This window comes from Vibrio sp. 1159, from assembly GCF_033340395.1.
Classification (GTDB): Bacteria; Pseudomonadota; Gammaproteobacteria; order Enterobacterales; family Vibrionaceae; genus Vibrio; species Vibrio alginolyticus.
The window spans coordinates 17,767-34,436 of record NZ_JAWOWL010000050.1; the positions used below are offsets into that span (position 1 = coordinate 17,767).

General features: G+C 46.6%; 17 protein-coding genes and 1 pseudogene. All 18 read left to right on the top strand.

Translation table 11 applies throughout. The annotated features are described in order from the left end of the window. Nucleotides 1-13 precede the first annotated feature (13 nt). Nucleotides 14-517 carry a flagellar basal body-associated protein FliL gene (gene fliL / locus R7127_RS24410; RefSeq protein WP_172563524.1) on the top strand — a complete coding sequence of 168 codons (504 nt, stop codon included), beginning with the start codon at nucleotides 14-16 and terminating at the stop codon, nucleotides 515-517. 7 nt (nucleotides 518-524) lie between these two features. Beyond that, on the top strand, nucleotides 525-1,571 hold the full coding sequence (fliM, locus tag R7127_RS24415; protein WP_172563525.1) for a flagellar motor switch protein FliM: 1,047 nt from the start codon (nucleotides 525-527) through the stop codon (nucleotides 1,569-1,571). Between the two features lie 58 nt (nucleotides 1,572-1,629). Beyond that, complete coding sequence (gene fliN, locus R7127_RS24420) at nucleotides 1,630-2,040, top strand: flagellar motor switch protein FliN (RefSeq protein WP_005380479.1); 411 nt, start codon at nucleotides 1,630-1,632, stop codon at nucleotides 2,038-2,040. A gap of 1 nt (nucleotide 2,041) precedes the next feature. Next, nucleotides 2,042-2,455 carry a flagellar biosynthetic protein FliO gene (gene fliO / locus R7127_RS24425; RefSeq protein ID WP_005380480.1) on the top strand — a complete coding sequence of 138 codons (414 nt, stop codon included), beginning with the start codon at nucleotides 2,042-2,044 and terminating at the stop codon, nucleotides 2,453-2,455. Beyond that, nucleotides 2,442-3,311 carry a flagellar type III secretion system pore protein FliP gene (gene fliP / locus R7127_RS24430; protein ID WP_005380487.1) on the top strand — a complete coding sequence of 290 codons (870 nt, stop codon included), beginning with the start codon at nucleotides 2,442-2,444 and terminating at the stop codon, nucleotides 3,309-3,311. The genes fliO and fliP overlap by 14 nt, the downstream gene beginning before the upstream one ends. Nucleotides 3,312-3,335: 24 nt before the next feature. Beyond that, nucleotides 3,336-3,605 carry a flagellar biosynthesis protein FliQ gene (gene fliQ, locus R7127_RS24435; RefSeq protein WP_005380488.1) on the top strand — a complete coding sequence of 90 codons (270 nt, stop codon included), beginning with the start codon at nucleotides 3,336-3,338 and terminating at the stop codon, nucleotides 3,603-3,605. A gap of 8 nt (nucleotides 3,606-3,613) precedes the next feature. Then, nucleotides 3,614-4,396 (top strand): flagellar biosynthetic protein FliR, encoded by a 783-nt coding sequence (gene fliR, locus R7127_RS24440; protein WP_005384463.1) that lies wholly within the window; start codon nucleotides 3,614-3,616, stop codon nucleotides 4,394-4,396. 3 nt (nucleotides 4,397-4,399) lie between these two features. After that, complete coding sequence (gene flhB, locus R7127_RS24445; protein ID WP_005380490.1) at nucleotides 4,400-5,530, top strand: flagellar biosynthesis protein FlhB; 1,131 nt, start codon at nucleotides 4,400-4,402, stop codon at nucleotides 5,528-5,530. A gap of 210 nt (nucleotides 5,531-5,740) precedes the next feature. Beyond that, entirely contained in the window at nucleotides 5,741-7,840 is a 2,100-nt protein-coding gene (gene flhA / locus R7127_RS24450; RefSeq protein ID WP_318148608.1) for a flagellar biosynthesis protein FlhA, read from the top strand. Nucleotides 7,841-7,868: 28 nt separating this feature from the next. Further along, nucleotides 7,869-9,386, top strand: a complete 1,518-nt coding sequence (gene flhF / locus R7127_RS24455) for a flagellar biosynthesis protein FlhF (protein WP_017635950.1) — start codon at nucleotides 7,869-7,871, stop codon at nucleotides 9,384-9,386. Nucleotides 9,387-9,400: 14 nt separating this feature from the next. Further along, nucleotides 9,401-10,288 carry a MinD/ParA family protein gene (locus tag R7127_RS24460; RefSeq protein WP_005380498.1) on the top strand — a complete coding sequence of 296 codons (888 nt, stop codon included), beginning with the start codon at nucleotides 9,401-9,403 and terminating at the stop codon, nucleotides 10,286-10,288. Next, a complete protein-coding gene (locus R7127_RS24465; RefSeq protein WP_005380499.1) occupies nucleotides 10,281-11,015 on the top strand; it encodes an RNA polymerase sigma factor FliA in 735 nt (244 codons plus the stop codon). Before R7127_RS24460 ends, R7127_RS24465 begins: the two co-directional genes overlap by 8 nt. Nucleotides 11,016-11,060: 45 nt before the next feature. After that, nucleotides 11,061-11,429, top strand: coding sequence for a chemotaxis response regulator CheY (gene cheY, locus R7127_RS24470; RefSeq protein ID WP_017635949.1), 369 nt, complete (start codon nucleotides 11,061-11,063; stop codon nucleotides 11,427-11,429). A gap of 118 nt (nucleotides 11,430-11,547) precedes the next feature. Then, a complete protein-coding gene (locus tag R7127_RS24475) occupies nucleotides 11,548-12,288 on the top strand; it encodes a protein phosphatase CheZ (RefSeq protein WP_005380502.1) in 741 nt (246 codons plus the stop codon). 9 nt (nucleotides 12,289-12,297) lie between these two features. Beyond that, entirely contained in the window at nucleotides 12,298-14,538 is a 2,241-nt protein-coding gene (locus R7127_RS24480; RefSeq protein WP_017635948.1) for a chemotaxis protein CheA, read from the top strand. A 29-nt stretch (nucleotides 14,539-14,567) separates the two neighbouring features. Further along, the gene (locus tag R7127_RS24485; RefSeq protein WP_005384458.1) at nucleotides 14,568-15,680 is read left to right on the top strand and encodes a protein-glutamate methylesterase/protein-glutamine glutaminase; all 1,113 of its coding nucleotides are present in this window, start codon (nucleotides 14,568-14,570) and stop codon (nucleotides 15,678-15,680) included. 8 nt (nucleotides 15,681-15,688) lie between these two features. After that, nucleotides 15,689-16,468, top strand: a complete 780-nt coding sequence (locus R7127_RS24490; RefSeq protein ID WP_005380505.1) for a ParA family protein — start codon at nucleotides 15,689-15,691, stop codon at nucleotides 16,466-16,468. Next, nucleotides 16,458-16,670, top strand: a pseudogene (locus R7127_RS24495) (chemotaxis protein CheW); the annotation flags it as partial. The gene R7127_RS24490 and the pseudogene R7127_RS24495, both read left to right, overlap by 11 nt.

Here is a 16,670-nt window from a genome sequence, read left to right on the forward strand (position 1 = left end):
ATAAGAGACAAGAATGGCAGAAGAACAGTTACAAGGGGCCGATGCGCCGAAAGGAAAAAGCAAGTTACTTATCATCATCATCGCTGTTGTAGTATTACTACTTGGTGGCGGGGCAGCGGCATTTTTTCTAATGGGCTCTGATGAACCTGATCAGGCTGAATCGTCTCAACAGGCTCAAGTGAAGGCATCGGATGCTGCGCCCATCGCGTATGTGAATCTTCCTCAGGCATTTGTATTTAACGTTACTGGGGATAGCCGCGATAGGCTGGTTCAAATTAAAGCGCAGTTAATGGTTCGCGGTGCAGAAAATGAAGAGTTGGCGCGGTATCATTCGCCACTGATTGAAAGCTCTATGCTATCAACGTTTGCTTCCGCGACGGTTGATCAATTGCGCTCTCCTACAGGACGAGTGGAATTGCGCGATCGTGCTTCCGAAGATATCAAAGCAGCGCTGAATGCTGCGGTTGGTAAGCCAGTGATTGAAAAAGTACTGTTTACAGATTTTGTTATTCAATAGGTAAAACGTGACCGATCTATTAAGCCAAGACGAAATTGATGCGCTATTGCATGGGGTTGACGATGTTGATGACGTCGATGAACCGATAGAAAACGACACTGAGGGTGCCGTCAATTTTGATTTCTCGTCGCAAGACAGAATCGTACGTGGTCGAATGCCGACGCTCGAACTTATCAACGAGCGCTTTGCACGGCACATGCGTATTAGTCTGTTTAATATGCTGCGTAAAACGGCAGAGGTGTCGATCAATGGCGTGCAGATGATGAAGTTTGGTGAATACCAGAACACATTGTACGTGCCAACCAGTTTGAACATGGTGCGTTTTCGTCCGTTAAAAGGCACTGCGTTGATCACCATGGAGGCTCGTTTAGTCTTTATTCTGGTAGAAAACTTCTTTGGCGGTGATGGTCGATTTCACGCCAAAATCGAAGGCCGCGAATTTACCCCAACGGAACGCCGCATCATTCAGTTGTTACTGAAAATTGTATTTGAAGATTATAAAGAAGCGTGGTCGCCAGTGATGGGGGTAGAGTTCGAATATCTCGACTCTGAAGTAAACCCAAGCATGGCAAACATTGTCAGCCCGACAGAAGTGATTGTCGTGAGTTCATTCCATATAGAAGTTGACGGCGGTGGCGGCGATTTTCATGTCGTTATGCCTTACTCCATGGTTGAGCCTATCCGTGAACTATTGGATGCAGGTGTTCAGTCCGACAAGATGGAAACGGACGTTCGCTGGAGCTCAGCACTACGTGAAGAGATCATGGATTGTCCGGTTAACTTCCGCGTGAACTTGATCGAAAAAGACATTTCTTTGCGTGATCTCATGGAGCTGCAACCGGGCGATATCATCCCGATTGAAATGCCAGAACATGCGACGATGTTTGTAGAAGACCTACCGACCTATCGCGTAAAAATGGGTCGTTCGGAAGACAAATTAGCGGTGCAAATTTCTGAGGAAATTGAGCGCCCACATGTCGTCAAAACAGATTTAGCTTTCTTAGGTAAAGACATCATGTCCGAGCTTGAGAGTGAAGACGATATAGACCATTAAGATACCTTATTAAACAGACATGCTATGGCATGAGTTAGGCGTAACACAGGATAGAAAAATGGAACCAAGTGACGATCAAAAGCTAGCAGACGAATGGGCAGCCGCTCTTGGCGAAGACCCGTCTGCCCCTTCTGTAGACGTAGATGAAGTATTGGCTGCGCCACTGGAAGAGCTAAAAGACACTTCAAGCCCAATTAGCGAAGATGAGCGTCGTAAACTCGACACTATTATGGATATCCCGGTGACGATTTCGATGGAAGTCGGTCGTTCTCAAATTAGCATTCGGAACCTGTTGCAGCTTAACCAAGGTTCGGTTGTTGAGTTGGATCGTCTAGCCGGTGAGTCGCTCGACGTATTGGTTAACGGTACTTTGATTGCTCACGGCGAAGTCGTGGTCGTCAACGATAAGTTTGGTATCCGTTTGACGGATGTGATCAGCCAAACTGAACGAATTAAGAAGCTGCGTTAAGATGAGTCGTTCAATCAAAATGCGATTGAAGCAAATCACTGGAGCACTGAGCTTAATGCTAAGTGCTCCTTATGCATTTGCTGCCGCACCAAATAATCTGGATCTTGCGACGACACTTGGCTCGCTTGTGCTTGTAATCGGCGTGATTCTTTTGCTGGCTTGGTTGCTGAAACGTATGCAAGTGCCAGCGATGGGACAGCAAAAGGGCTTGCGTATAGTGAGTCAGTTGCCAGTGGGTACAAAAGAAAGAATCGCAGTAGTTCAAGTGGGTGAAGAACAGTTTTTGGTTGGGATTACTAGCCAATCGATCCAAACTTTAGCCAAGTTAGATAAGCCACTGAAAGAGGAAGAGTTGGCGACCAATGCTTTTGCGACTCAATTTAGCCAGCTGATCAAAAAACATGACAAAGGGTAATCCAATTCGTTTGCTCCTGAGTACGTTGTTACTTTTTGTCGGCGTGCTGTTTTCTTCATTTACCTTTGCTGAAGCAGAGGAGTCAGCGCTGCCAGATAACTTAGCCGATGGAAGTAGTGTTACAGTTCAGGCTATGCAAAGTGATACTGGTGCTAGCCGTGCTATGTCCGTTTCTAGTGGCGGTGGTATTCCAGCATTCACCATGACCACGAACCCTGATGGCAGTGAAGACTACTCGGTTACACTACAAATTTTAGCGTTAATGACCATGCTTGGCTTCTTGCCTGCCATGGTGATTCTGATGACCTCGTTCACTCGAATTGTAGTGGTGATGTCGATATTGCGTCAGGCAATGGGTTTGCAACAAACGCCTTCTAATCAGGTCATTATTGGTATTGCGCTGTTTTTGACCTTTTTTGTTATGTCTCCTGTCCTGAACGAAATCAACGACAAAGCTGTTCAGCCTTATTTGAACGAGCAAGTTACGGCGCGAGAAGCGTTTGATGCTGCACAAGCGCCAATGAAAGCATTTATGCTTAAACAGACCCGAATCAAAGATTTGGAGACGTTTGTAACCATGTCAGGAGAGCAAGTCGAGAATCCAGAAGATGTGTCGATGGCGGTGTTGATTCCGGCTTTTATCACCTCAGAGCTAAAAACTGCATTCCAAATTGGCTTTATGCTCTTCTTGCCGTTTTTGATTATTGACCTTGTAGTCGCTTCGGTATTGATGGCAATGGGTATGATGATGTTGTCACCTATGATTGTTTCGTTGCCGTTCAAGTTGATGTTGTTCGTATTGGTCGATGGTTGGAACTTGATACTCTCGACACTCGCGGGCAGCTTTGCCCTTTAGATAAGCGCAGATAGAGGATAAGACATGACACCAGAAATGTTTGTCGAGCTTTTCCGTGAAGCACTTTGGATGGTGCTTATCATGGTCTGCGCTATTATCATCCCAAGCTTGCTTATCGGCCTTGTAGTCGCGATTTTTCAAGCTGCGACATCCATCAACGAACAAACATTGAGCTTCTTACCGCGTTTGATTGTCACGCTTTTGGCCCTGATGCTGTTTGGGCATTGGATGACGCAAATGTTGATGGAATATTTCTATGGCTTGATTGAACGCTTACCTCAGGTGCTTTATTAGAGGCGCCTATGGAGTACCCCACTAGCGTTGTCTTAGATTGGATCGCAAACTACTTCTGGCCCTATGTTCGTATCTCATCCATGTTGATGGTGATGACAGTAACCGGGGCCCGATTTGTTTCGCCAAGAATCCGCCTTTACCTCGGTTTAGCCATCACTTTCGCTGTCATGCCAGCCATCCCCGCTGTACCTCAAGACATTGAGCTACTCTCGTTTCGTGGCTTCATGACCATTGCCGAGCAAATGATCATCGGCATAGCGATGGGTATGGTTACTCAATTTATGATTCAAACCTTTGTCCTACTTGGTCAAATATTGGGTATGCAATCAAGTTTGGGCTTTGCTTCTATGGTTGATCCCGCAAATGGTCAGAACACGCCATTGCTTGGCCAGTTATTCATGTTCTTAACGACAATGTTTTTCCTTGCCACCGATGGACACTTAAAAATGCTGCAATTGGTGGTGTTCAGTTTTAAAACTTTGCCGATTGGCTCCGGCTCGCTCAACGCGGTTGATTTCCGTGAAATGGCAGGCTGGCTTGGTATTATGTTCCAAACGGCACTGAGTATGTCTCTATCTGGCATTATTGCGCTACTGACCATTAACTTGTCGTTTGGTGTAATGACCCGTGCCGCACCACAGCTGAATATCTTCTCGCTTGGTTTTGCTTTTGCTTTGATGGTGGGTCTATTACTTTGTTGGTACATACTGGCTGGTCTATACAGTCATTATGAAATGTTCTGGACAGTGGGTGAGGCGCAGATTTGTCGGCTTATTCGCTTGGAGTGCTAAGATTTGGCAGAATCAGACGGTCAGGAACGCACCGAAGAAGCCACGCCCCGACGGTTACAACAAGCCAGAGAAAAGGGGCAGGTCGCTCGATCTAAAGAGCTTGCATCAGCATCTGTGCTGATCGTTGGCGCCATTTCATTGATGTGGTTTGGCGAGGCGTTAGCACGTTCATTGTTTTCCATCATGAGCCGTTTATTTGATCTTCAACGAGAAGAGATTTTCGATACTGCAAAACTGTTTGATATCGCTTTGGGCGCGATGAGTGATTTGTTGTTCCCACTATTTTTGGTGTTAGCGACATTGTTTACCGCCGCCATGATTGGAGCAGCAGGTGTGGGAGGAATCAGTTTTTCTGCCCAAGCGGCCATGCCCAAGCTGTCGAAAATGAATCCGCTTAGCGGCTTAAAGCGAATGGTTGGAATGCAAAGCTGGGTAGAGTTGATCAAATCAATCCTTAAAGTGGTTCTGGTCACTGGTGTCGCCATCTATTTGATCCAAGCATCACAGGCCGATCTGATTCAATTGAGCATGGATGTGTATCCGCAAAACATCTTCCATGCTTTAGATATTTTGCTGAACTTTATTTTGCTGATCAGTTGCTCGCTATTGATTGTGGTTGCCATCGATATTCCATTTCAAATTTGGCAGCACGCCGATCAGTTAAAAATGACCAAGCAAGAAGTCAAAGACGAATACAAAGAGACTGAAGGTAAGCCGGAAGTGAAAGGCCGTATTCGTATGTTGCAAAGGGAAGCGGCTCAACGTCGAATGATGGCGGACGTTCCTCAAGCTGATGTTATTGTTACTAACCCAGAGCACTTCTCGGTAGCGCTTCGTTATAAACAGAAGACAGACCGTGCGCCAGTCGTGATCGCTAAAGGTACTGACCACATGGCGATGAAGATTCGAGAAGTCGCCCGCGAACATGACATTACGATTGTGCCCGCACCACCTTTGGCTCGTGCGTTGTACCACACGACAGAGCTCGAGCAAGAGATCCCCGATGGGTTATTTACTGCCGTCGCTCAGGTTTTGGCATTTGTATTCCAATTGAAGCAATACCGAAAACGAGGTGGACAGCGCCCGAAAATTCAAGATTATGATTTGCCAATCCCGCCCGAGCACCGTCATTGATACGAAAAGCGGTAAAGCCTTAAAAAAGCTCGTTTGATCAAAAGCTAAGCTCTATTTGAGTGTTTAGTCATTATTTTGGCGCTAATTATGGTACATAGATTGCTTAAAACGCTTTAATTATCAACCCTACCTAAACTTTTAGGCTAAAGCGGTCGCGTATTAATAGTAAGAGCTTACGTGACGCTTCAATCGATTGAGATCTCTCGCAGTATGAAGTTAAGCCTGCCGTTTGCAGATAAATTGCCACGAATCCCTCAACGTGAAATGCCAGCTATTGGTGCTCCGGTGATGGTTTTGGCCACCCTAGCGATGGTGGTACTGCCGATTCCAGCATTTTTGCTGGATATGTTCTTCACCTTTAACATCGCGCTGTCGATGGTGGTGTTGTTAGTGACCGTTTACACACGTCGCCCTTTGGACTTCGCTGCTTTTCCAACGGTATTGCTGATCGCCACGTTGCTCCGCTTGGCTTTGAACGTTGCCTCGACTCGTGTCGTCTTACTGCATGGTCATGAAGGCGGTAATGCGGCAGGTAACGTAATTGAGGCGTTCGGTAACGTCGTTATTGGTGGTAACTACGCGGTCGGCCTAGTGGTTTTCCTCATCTTAATGATCATCAACTTTATGGTGGTGACCAAAGGTGCGGGTCGTATCTCTGAGGTAAGTGCTCGCTTTACGCTTGATGCGTTGCCGGGTAAGCAAATGGCGATTGATGCCGACTTGAATGCCGGATTGATAGACCAAGAGCAGGCAAGAGTTCGTCGTTTTGAAGTGACCAAAGAAGCGGATTTCTATGGCTCGATGGATGGTGCCTCGAAGTTCGTAAAAGGTGACGCGATTGCCGGTATTTTGATTCTGTTTATCAACATCGTCGGCGGTCTGTCGATCGGTATGGCGCAGTATGGATTGGGTTTCGGTGAAGCGATTGAAATCTATACCTTACTGACAATCGGTGATGGTTTGGTCGCACAAATCCCATCGCTATTGCTGTCGATTGCAGCGGCAATGATGGTGACGCGCCAAAACACCGATGAAGACATGGGGGAACAACTGGTCTTCCAGATGTTCGACAACCCAAAAGCGCTGATGATTACTGCGGCTATTCTTGGTGTGATGGGCATCGTACCGGGCATGCCACACTTTGCGTTTTTGAGCCTGGCAGTCGCGGCCGGTGCAGCGGCATATTTCATCGACAAACGGCAGAAGCAGAAAGCGAAAGAGCCCGCTTTACCAGCAACAGCAGACGAAGGTACAGAACCTTCCTCACAGCGCGAACTGTCTTGGGATGACGTCCAGCCAGTCGATATTATTGGCTTGGAAGTCGGTTATCGCTTAATCCCTTTGGTGGACAGAGACCAAGGTGGGGAACTGCTAGAGCGCGTAAAAGGCGTGCGTAAAAAGTTATCGCAAGATTTTGGGTTCCTAATTCCTGCGGTTCATATTCGTGACAATCTTGAGCTGACCCCAAACATTTACCGAATTACATTGATGGGGGTTGCGGTGGGCGAAGCAGAGATTCGTCCGGATCAAGAGCTAGCGATTAACCCAGGTCAGGTGTATGGCATGATTGATGGTGAGCCAACCATTGACCCTGCTTTTGGACTGGAAGCCGTATGGATCCGAGAAGATCAGCGTGAGCACGCGCAGGCTCTGGGTTATACGGTTGTTGATTCATCAACGGTATTAGCGACGCACCTAAGCCAGCTATTGACCAACAACGCATCACAGCTAATTGGTCATGAAGAAGTAGAGAATTTATTAGAAATGTTGGGACGCAGCGCGCCTAAGTTAGTCGAGAACTTTGTTCCTGACCAATTACCATTAGGTGTGGTGGTGAAAGTCCTACAAAACTTGTTAAACGAGGCCATTCCAATTTGCGATATTCGCACGATTGTTCAAACTTTGGCTGAGTACTCAAGTAAGAGTCAAGAAGCTGACATATTGACGGCAGCAGTTCGAATTAGTCTTAAACGTCTAATTGTTCAAGAAGTCAATGGTATAGAGCCTGAGTTACCAGTGATTACTTTGATACCTGAACTGGAACAAATATTGCATCAAACTATGCAAGCATCAGGAGGCGAATCCGCGGGGATTGAACCGGGACTCGCTGAGCGATTGCAGTCTTCACTAAGCCAAGCGACACAGGAACAAGAACTGAAAGGCGAACCTGCCGTTCTGCTTACTTCTGGTGTATTACGCTCGACGTTGGCGAAATTTGTGAAGAACACAATACCTAATCTCCGGGTACTGTCTTACCAAGAAATCCCGGATGAAAAACAGATCAGAATTGTGCAAGCCGTGGGTAACTGATCTCACGCATCATTAATGGATTCATAGTTTGAAAATAAAGCGATTTTTTGCCAAAGACATGAGAACGGCGCTGCTCCAAGTGAAAGAGGAGTTAGGCGCGGAAGCGGTGATCATGTCAAACAAGAAAGTGGCTGGTGGAGTAGCGATTGTTGCGGCGATAGATAGTGAATCTAATCCGCCTCAAGCAAGCGCAGCGTCACAGCAAAATCGCGGTGCTTCTCAATCGAATCGCTATAACGAACATCGTCAAATGTCATCGTCTTCTGCTGATCGTTACCAAGATCGTCATTTAGATGAAGATAAAATTAGCCTGAACAGTAATAACAGTAACAATGAAAAAACAGGCTCAATGACACAGCGATTCGCTAATATGCTTAAGCAATATAGCGGTGGTGCAGCAGATGCTGACGACCACGTAGCGGAAAATGAAGATTCGCTCTCTGCTTTGCTGCAACGCCAAAATAAGCATCGCGACGGCTACAACCAAGAAAAGCCAGCGCCATATCAACCAGATTCACCTTTGGCGAAGCTAATCGCACAGGACAATCGATTTGAACGTCCGACGCCCAAGCTGGACCCGACGCGCTATGACCGACGTCGCCCAAGTGATGAGCGTGACGAATCGGCCGATGAGCTAGAAAGCATGCGCGAAGAGATGACGTCAATTCGTCGTCTGTTGGAGCACCAAGTTTCTGGCCTGATGTGGCAAGAAGTAGAACGCCGTGAGCCGCTAAGAGCTATGCTGATTAAGCGCTTAGAGCGAATGGGCGTTTCTCCGGAGTTAGCAGACCAGATGGCCTGTTATATCCCGGAAGATACAAAGCCAGCGCGAGCGTGGAAAGCGTTATTGTCGCTGGTGGCGGATCAAATCAATATTCCTAAACAGGACATTTTAAAACGTGGTGGCGTAGTCGCATTGTTGGGTCCGACGGGGGTTGGGAAAACAACAACCGTAGCGAAACTCGCAGCACGCGCAGCCATGGAATACGGTGCCGACAATGTGGCCCTTGTGACAACAGATACATATCGCATAGGTGCACATGAGCAACTCTCAATTTACGGAAGAATCATGGGTTGTCCCGTAAGAGTTGCTAAAGATTCTAACGAGTTAGCCGATGTTATATATCAGCTAAGAAACAGAAGACTGATTTTGGTCGATACGGCAGGGATGGGGCAACGAGATGTGAGGCTTTCCGAGCAGCTCGACACTCTAATGCAAGAGAGCGGAGAAGTGATCCACAGCTACCTTGTTTTGCCGGCTACCGCACAACGTCGTGTTCTACAAGAAACGCTGGATCACTTCCGACGTATACCACTTTCGGGTTGTATTATGACGAAGCTTGATGAGTCATTAAGCCTAGGCGAATTCATCAGTGTAGTGATTCAAAACGCAATGCCAGTAGCTTACATCGCTAATGGTCAGCGCGTACCAGAAGACATTGTGATAGCGCAACCAAAATATATGCTTGCGAAAGCAAATGAACTGTTAGAGAAGTCGACAGAGAACGAACCTCACTTTTGGAACAGTGACAGTGAAGGACTCTAAGGCGGCGGACTACTATGACTGAGAATATGATACACGATCAAGCAAGCGGCCTCCGTCGCTTAACACAACCATCGTTGACCAAAGTGATTGCTGTTACTGGCGGCAAAGGTGGTGTGGGGAAATCAAATGTAACACTGGGTCTGGCGATTTGTATGGCTCGCCAAGGCAAGAAGGTGATGGTTCTCGACGCTGATTTAGGTCTGGCCAATGTGGACGTGATGCTCGGAATTCGTGCAAAACGTAATCTAGGACATGTCTTAGCGGGTGAATGTGAGCTAAAAGATGCGATTGTCGAAGGGCCTTATGGTATAAAGATAATTCCTGCAACTTCTGGCACACAGAGCATGACAGAGCTTTCTCACGCTCAGCATGCCGGACTCATCCGAGCATTTGGTAGTCTTGAAGACGAAATGGATGTCCTGCTGATTGATACCGCTGCTGGTATCTCTGACATGGTAATCAGTTTTTCGCGAGCAGCTCAAGATGTGGTTGTAGTTGTGTGTGATGAACCGACGTCAATCACAGATGCCTATGCATTAATCAAGCTGTTGAGTAAAGAACACCAAGTTCAACGCTTTAAAGTTGTAGCAAATATGGTCAGAAGCTACCGTGAAGGGCGAGAATTGTTTGCAAAGTTGACACTAGTCACAGAGCGATTCTTGAATGTTAGCCTTGAACTCGTAGCATGTATTCCATTAGATGATAAAGTACGACAGGCTGTAAAAAGACAAAAAATTGTCGTTGATGCGTTCCCACGCTCGCCTGCCGCTTTAGCTATCAGCTCACTAGCAAACAAAGCGTTGACGTGGCCACTACCGAAAACACCAAGTGGACACTTGGAATTTTTTGTGGAAAGGTTGCTAAATCGTACCGAATTCGCAGAGGACCCTTTTGGTGAATAAAGCGATAACCTATGACCAACATGGCAAATTTAATAGCCAGCAGGCGTTCATTGAACGTTATTCAGTGTTGGTTAAGCGCATTGCTCACCACCTACTAGGCCGTTTACCGCCGAGTGTTCAGGTAGAGGATTTAATTCAGGCCGGCATGATCGGTCTTATCGAAGCTCAGCAGAATTATGATGGTTCTAAAGGTGCGAGCTTTGAAACTTATGCAGGTATCCGTATTCGTGGCGCAATGTTAGATGACATGCGTAAAGGCGATTGGGTACCGCGTTCTGTTCATAAAAATAATCGAGAGATTAACCAAGCGATTGCGGAGCTGGAAGGCGAATTAAATCGAGATCCTACTGATTCTGAAGTAGCCACGCATCTCGGTATGACACTGGATCAATATCATAGTGCTCTTACCGATATCAACTGCTCAAAATTAGTCGGTATTGAAGATTTAGGCGTTTCTGATGATGTGATTTCACCGGCGGATGAAACCGATGACAGCAACCCATTCAAAGGGGTAGTTGATGAATCATTTCGAAAAGCACTGGTTGAATCAATAAAACAGCTTCCAGAGCGTGAAGCTTTGGTTCTTTCGCTTTATTATGATGAAGAACTCAATTTGAAAGAAATTGGCGATGTGTTAGGCGTAAGCGAATCTCGCGTAAGTCAAATACTGAGTCAAGCGATGCAACGTTTACGTACCAAGCTCAGTGCGTGGACACAAAATGACTAAAAACACTGATTTTACGATTCAGTGGAGGCAATTTTGAATAAAAACATGAAGATCCTTATTGTTGATGATTTCTCAACAATGCGCCGTATTGTTAAAAACCTGCTTCGTGACTTGGGTTTCAATAACACTCAAGAAGCGGACGATGGTTTAACCGCATTACCAATGCTGAAAAAAGGTGACTTCGATTTTGTTGTAACTGACTGGAACATGCCAGGTATGCAAGGCATCGATTTGCTTAAACACATCCGCGCGGATGCAGAACTTAAGCATCTGCCAGTTCTAATGATCACGGCTGAAGCGAAGCGTGAGCAGATCATTGAAGCTGCTCAAGCAGGTGTAAACGGCTACATTGTTAAGCCATTTACTGCTGCAACATTAAAAGAAAAATTAGATAAAATTTTCGAGCGTTTATAACTCTCTCTTTCTCTTTGTTATTCGAGTCATTCATACCAATTATTAAATACCTATTAAATGACTCGTTTAGCGTTTTCAAAGTGATAAGAAGAACTAAACGTAAAAGGGTCTATTCAGAATGATCTCACTAGAGCAGGCGAAGTCACTCGTTCAAATGCTAGAAAACGGGGAACAAGACCAAGCCAATATGCTTGTTGCCTCGATCTACGAAGGTGCCGATAACCCAATGCTGCAAGAAATTGGAGCGTTAACTCGAGACCTTCATGAATCACTCAAGCAGTTCAGTCTCGATCAGCGCATGACCGAAATTGCGAAAGACGAAATCCCTAACGCTAGGGATCGTCTCAATTATGTGATCGAGAAGACAGAGCTTGCAGCCAACAAAACAATGGATGCGGTCGACTGCTGCCTTCCTATCGCTGATAACCTGCATGATTGCCTTCTAAAAGTTCGTCCTCAATGGAATGAACTCATGCACGGGCGCATAGAATTAAGCGAATTTAAAGCACTGTGTCACCGAATCGACGGGCTATTAGTGCAAGTCGAAGGTGACAGCACTGAATTGCGCGGCCAATTGACCGAAATTCTCATGGCGCAAGACTTCCAAGACCTAACTGGCCAAATCATTCGCCGCGTAATTACGTTGGTTAATGAAGTTGAAGGCCGCTTAGTGGAAATCCTAACCGTATTCTCTGGAAATAAACTTGAAGAACATATTCAAGTTTTGTCAGAACCGGCAGATAAAAAGAATACACAAACAAGCGAAGCCGAAGGCCCGATTCTTCATCCAGAACTGAGAGAAGATGCGGTTTCATCGCAGGACGAAGTCGATGACTTGTTGTCCAGTCTTGGATTTTAAAGGTAACGTATGAGCTACGATTTAGACGAAGATATTCTTCAGGACTTTCTCATTGAGGCTGGGGAAATTCTCGAGCTGCTTTCTGAGCAGTTGGTTGAATTGGAAAATAACCCAGAAGACAAAGACTTACTTAATGCTATTTTCCGCGGGTTTCATACCGTAAAAGGCGGTGCCGGCTTCCTTTCATTGGCAGAGCTAGTCGATACTTGTCATGGTGCGGAGAACGTGTTCGACGTTTTACGAAACGGTCAACGCACGGTAACGCAAAACTTAATGGATACGATGCTAAAAGCCTTGGATACGGTTAATACCCAGTTCCAGGCTGTTCAAGATCGTGAGCCGTTAGAAGCTGCGGACCCTGAGCTTCTTGAAGAACTTCATCGTCTATGCAAACCTGAGTCAGAAGATGAAGTAGCGGCAACCGTAGTTGAAGAACCAGTGGCTACTCCAGAGCCTATTATTCCCGAGCCTATCATCGAAGAACCTGCTGCACCGTCAGCACCATCAAGTGTCGGCTCTGTTGATGAAATTACCCAAGACGAATTCGAAAAGCTACTTGATGAGCTTCATGGTAAAGGTTCAGCGCCAGGCGCCTCAATGTCTGCGACATCTACAACGCCATCTGAACCGCCTCAATCGAGTGCGCCATCAGTTGAAAGTGGTGATATCACTGATGATGAGTTTGAACGTTTACTCGATGAACTGCACGGTGTAGGAAAAAGCCCTTCTACGGCAGAGGCTGCTGCATCTGCATCCGTACCAGTAGAGCCACCTAAAGCGGCAGAGCCTTCCGCTCCAGTGTCATCTTCATCAAATCAAGACAGTGACTTAATGACGGACGAAGAGTTCGAAAAGTTACTCGATGAGCTACATGGTTCAGGTAAAGGTCCAACGCTAGAAGAATTGGATATGGCAACGAAGCCTGCTTCAGCAAACGTAGAGCAAAGCCCTGCGAAACCTGAGCCTGTTGCTAAGCCAGCACCCGTTCAAACAGCGCCAGCACCAAAGCCAGAATCTAAACCAGTCGCCGTAAAAGAAGAAGCTAAAGCACCAGCGGTTAAAAAACCTCAGGCTGAAGCAACCGTTCGTGTTGATACCTCGACGCTTGATACCATCATGAACATGGTGGGTGAGCTCGTATTGGTTCGAAACCGCCTATTAAGCCTTGGTTTGAATAGCGACAACGAAGAGATGTCCAAAGCGGTCGCTAACCTTGATGTGGTAACTGCGGATCTACAAGGCGCGGTAATGAAAACGCGTATGCAGCCAATTAAGAAAGTGTTTGGCCGTTTCCCGCGCGTTGTCCGTGACTTGGCTCGTAACCTAAATAAAGACATCGTGCTAGAAATGCGCGGTGAAGAAACCGATCTCGATAAGAACCTTGTAGAAGCATTGGCCGATCCGTTGATTCACTTGGTACGTAACTCGGTTGATCACGGTATTGAAATGCCAGACGCACGCGCGAAGGCCGGCAAATCACGCACAGGTAAAGTGATTTTGTCAGCATCGCAAGAAGGGGACCATATTGAACTATCCATCGTAGATGATGGTGGCGGTATGGACCCGAACAAACTGCGTGGCATCGCGGTGAAGCGTGGCATGATGGATGAAGATGCGGCGGCACGTTTAACAGATAAAGAGTGCTTCAACCTTATCTTCGCACCTGGTTTCTCAAGTAAAGATAAAATTTCTGACATCTCTGGTCGTGGTGTGGGTATGGACGTGGTTAAGACGGCGATCAATACCTTAAACGGTTCAATCGATATCGATTCTGAGCTAGGCAAGGGCACTAAGATTACGATCAAAGTACCACTAACGTTAGCGATTTTACCGACTCTGATGGTTGGTGTTGGCGGTCATCCGTTTGCTCTACCACTGGCTTCGGTGAGTGAAATTTTCCACTTAGATCTTAGCCGTACAAACGTGGTAGATGGTCAGCTGACGATCATTGTACGTGAGAAATCTATCCCGCTATTTTACTTACAAAACTGGTTAGCATCCAAATCGCAAAACGTCCAAGAGCGTACTGGTCACGGTCACGTGGTGATTGTACAGATTGGTAACCAACGCGTTGGTTTTGTTGTGGATACGCTTATTGGTCAAGAAGAAGTGGTTATTAAGCCACTCGATAATCTATTACAGGGCACTCCAGGTATGGCTGGTGCGACAATTACTAGCGATGGCCATATTGCATTAATTCTAGATGTGCCTGATTTACTTAAGCGATATGCTGCGGCTTCACGCCTTTAAGCAAAGCTGACGTTATTAAAAGGAATAAGATGGCGATTAAAGTACTAGTCGTTGATGATTCGAGTTTTTTCCGACGTCGCGTGAGCGAAATCATCAACTCAGAATCGCGCCTAGAAGTGATTGACGTTGCGGTAAATGGTAGAGAGGCGGTTGAGAAAGCCAAATCTCTCAAACCTGACGTCATCACGATGGATATTGAAATGCCAGTGATGGATGGCATTACAGCTGTACGTGAAATAATGGCCGCTGCTCCAACGCCAATTCTAATGTTTTCGTCCCTGACCCACGACGGGGCGAAAGCTACGCTTGATGCGCTAGATGCGGGCGCATTGGACTTCTTACCGAAAAAGTTTGAGGACATTGCGCGTAACCGTGAAGAAGCGGTGTCATTACTTCAACAGCGTGTGATTCAGATTGCCTCGAAGCGCGCTTTCATGCGTCGACCTATCGCTCGCCCAACAGCGAGTACCAGCACGACTACTCGACCATTAGGTTCAAGAACGGCTTCACCTGTGACTCCAACACCAACTCGACCTGCTGCGACAAAGTACCGTGCTTCTGGTAAGAAGTATCAACTGACGGCAATTGGCACATCAACAGGTGGCCCCGTTGCTCTACAAAAAATTCTGACGCGTTTGCCGATGAACTATCCGCATCCGATTGTATTGATTCAACACATGCCAGCAACGTTTACTGCTGCGTTTGCCAGTCGTTTGAACACCTTGTGTAAGATTCAAGTGAAAGAAGCACAAGATGGCGATGTGTTACAGCCCGGTGTGGCATACCTTGCACCAGGTGGGAAACAAATGATGGTGGATGGACGAGCGGGCGCTGCTCGTCTTCGCATTATTGATGGCGGCGACCGCATGAACTACAAACCATGTGTGGATGTGACTTTTGGTTCTGCCGCAAAAGTATATGGCGACAAAGTGCTCTCTTTAGTGTTGACAGGCATGGGTGCAGACGGTCGTGAGGGCGCTCGCATGTTGAAGTCTTCAGGCTCAACTATTTGGGCACAAGATGAAGAAAGTTGTGTTGTTTATGGCATGCCCCAAGCGGTTGCTAAAGCAGGCATTTCTTCAGAAGATTTACCGCTTGACCGCATTGCTGAACGCATGTTGGTGGAAGTTGGCCTAGCTTAGGATTCATCATGATTGTTTGGAGTGTAGCAAACCAGAAAGGAGGCGTGGGTAAAACCACCTCAACAGTGACATTGGCGGGCTTATTGAGCCAGAAAGGCCATCGAGTATTGATGGTTGATACTGATCCTCACGCCTCACTGACTACTTATCTCGGTTATGATCCTGATGCAGTAACTTCGAGCCTATTTGATTTATTCCAGTTGAAGACGTTTTCTCGTGAGACGGTTAAACCGTTGATTTTAGAAACAGAGCTGGAAGGAATGGATATCATTCCCGCGCATATGTCCCTTGCCACGCTTGATCGCGTAATGGGTAATCGCAGTGGTATGGGATTAATATTAAAACGGGCGCTGCAAACTGTCTCACAAGACTATGACTATGTGTTGATTGATTGTCCGCCAATCCTTGGCGTGATGATGGTGAACGCGTTGGCAGCCAGTGACCGAATTTTGATTCCTGTTCAAACAGAGTTTTTGGCGATGAAAGGTCTAGAGCGCATGATGCGTACGCTAACCATTATGCAAAAATCTCGCCCGGGCGGTTTCAAAGTGACTATCGTCCCAACCATGTACGATAAGCGCACGAAAGCGTCATTGCAGACATTGATGCAACTGAAAAAAGATTACCCAAATCAAGTGTGGACCTCAGCGGTGCCTATTGATACTAAGTTCCGCGATGCCAGTTTAAAGCACTTGCCAGCTTCGCATTTTGCATCTGGTAGCCGTGGTGTGTTTGCCTATAAACAGCTACTGATTTACCTGGAGAGGTTGGCGTTCGATGAGCAGTAATGATGTGCTGTCCAGTGAACAAGCACTTGATGACTACTTTAATGCATTACTGGATGATGAAACTGAAATAACGACTCTTGAGGAAGACCTTGACCTGTTGGCTCAAGAGGTATCATCTGCAGAGCCAGAGCCAGAGCCAGAGCCAGAGCCAGAGCCAGAGCCAGAGCCAGAGCCAGAGCCAGAGCCAGAGCCAGAGCCAGAG